General features: G+C 75.3%; 1 protein-coding gene. It reads right to left on the minus strand.

The window, feature by feature from the left end; genetic code table 11:
* A partial coding sequence (locus AB0G02_RS34680) for an amino acid adenylation domain-containing protein (protein WP_360802990.1) occupies positions 1-2,151 on the minus strand: 2,151 nt, incomplete at its 3' end.
* Positions 2,152-2,254: the final 103 nt, after the last annotated feature.

The raw sequence follows: 2,254 nt of genomic DNA on the forward strand, positions 1-2,254 counted from the left end.
GTCGAGCCGGGTGGGCGTGACGGGCACCGTGCCGCGCGGCCGGACGTGCAGGCTCCACGCCCCGTCGGCGCGGGTGAGCACCAGCCGCAACGCGTCGTGGTGGTCGACCAGTGCCCGCAACGCGCCCGTGAGGCGGCCGGAGTCGGCGCCCGCGTCCGCGTTCGGGGGCACCTGCAGCAACATCGACTGGTGGAACCCGTCCACCGGTCCACCGCGTTCGCTCAGCCAGTGCGCGATGGGCGTCAGCGGCACCGGTCCGACACCCGCGTCCGGGGCTTCGGCGGGCGCGGTCTCGATGCCGCGGACGACGGCGGCGAGGCGTTCCACCGTCCGGTGCTCGAAGACCTGCTTGGGCGTGAGCACGAGCCCGTCGCGGCGGGCGCGGCTGACGAGCTGGATCGACACGATGCTGTCGCCGCCCAGCTCGAAGAACGAGTCGCGCACGCTGATCGTCGCGACGCCGAGCACCTCCGCGAAGAGGTCGCGCAGCACCTCTTCGGTGCGGCTGACCGGCTCGCGGCCGGGTGCGCGGGAGGTGTGCACCGGCGCGGGGAGCGCGGCCCGGTCCACCTTGATGCCGTTGGCGGTCAACGGGAACGCGTCCAGCGGCACGATCGCGGCGGGCACCAGGTGCTCCGGCAGCCGGGCCGCCAGGTGCGCGCGCAGCAGCGCGGGGTCGGCGGTGCCGGGCGTCACGTACGCGACGAGCTGCTTCACGCCCGGCTGGTCCTCGCGGGCCACGACGACGACCTGCGCGACGGACGCGTGCTCACCGAGCACGGCCTCGATCTCGCCCAGCTCCACCCGGAAGCCGCGGATCTTGACCTGGTTGTCGGCACGCCCCAGGTAGTCCAGCGCGCCGTCCGGGCGCCACCGCACGACGTCACCGGTGCGGTACATCCGCTCCCCCGGCGCTCCGTGCGGGTCGGCCACGAACCGGTGCGACGTCAGCGAGGGCCGGTCGAGGTAGCCGCGCGCCAGGCCCGCGCCCGCGACGTACAGCTCGCCCGGCTGCCCGACGGGCACCGGTTGGAGGTTGGCGTCCAGCACCAGCGTCCGGGTGTTCCACAGCGGCGTGCCGATCGGCGGGGTCGCGCCGACGACGAGGGCTTCGCTGAACGTGGCGGCGACCGTGGTCTCGGTCGGGCCGTAGGCGTTGATCATCGTGCGGCCGGGCGCCCAGGTGGCGACCAGTTCGGCGGAGCACGCGTCGCCGCCGACGATCAGCGTGCGCAGGTCGGGCAGCGCGATGGGCGGCACGGTCGCGAGCGCGGCCGGCGGGATGAGGGTGTGCGTGATGCGCTGGGTGGCCAGCACGCCGGCGAGGTCGTCACCGACCAGCGGACCGGGCGGCGGCACGACGATCGCCGCACCGCCGTGCAGGGCCATGCACAGCTCCAGCACGGACGCGTCGAAGCTGGGCGAGGAGAACTGGAGGACCCGGTCACCGGGCCGCACGTCGAACCGCTCGACCTCGCTGCGGGCGAAGCTGGCGATGCCCGCGTGCGGCACGAGGACGCCCTTGGGCGTGCCGGTGGAGCCGGAGGTGTAGATCAGGTACGCGGGGTGCGCGGGCAGCAGCGGGGCGGTGCGGTCGAGGTCGGTGGGCCGGTGCGCGGGCCGGTCGGCGGTGAGCGCCGGCTCGTCCAGCAGCACGACGTCGGACGTGGCGGGCAGCCGGTCGGCCAGGTCCGCGACGGTCAGCACGGCGGTCGGGCGCGCGTCGTCCAGCAGGAACGCGATGCGCTCCGCCGGGTACGCGGGGTCGACCGGCAGGTACGCGCCGCCGGCCTTGACCACGGCGAGCGCGGCGATGACGAGCTCGGCGGAGCGGGGCAGCAGCAGCGCGACGATCCGCTCCGGGCCGACGCCGCGGCCGAACAGCAGTTGCGCGAGGCGGTTGGCGCGCTCGTCGAGCTGGGCGTAGGTCAGCTCCAGCCCGTCCGCGACCAGCGCGACCGCGTCCGGGACGGCATCGGCGGTGGCCTCGACCAGCTCCGGCAGGGTGCGGGCGGGGATGGCGCGCTCGGTGTCGTTCCAGGCGCGCAGCACCTGGTCGCGCTCGTCCGGGTGGAGCACGTCCACGCGGCCCAGCGGGCGTTCCGGTGCGGCGATCACGGCGTCGAGCAGCCGGCGCAGCCGTTCCAGCACCTGCGTGGCGGCCCCGGCGTCGAACAGGTCGGGTCGGTCACCTTCAGCTCCATCGGCGTCAGGCTCTCCCAGCCGTGCGTGGCCCGCCGGTGCTTGGCGTGCG

It is taken from the genome of Actinosynnema sp. NPDC023658, assembly GCF_040639995.1.
In the GTDB taxonomy this organism is placed as follows: Bacteria; Actinomycetota; Actinomycetes; order Mycobacteriales; family Pseudonocardiaceae; genus Actinosynnema.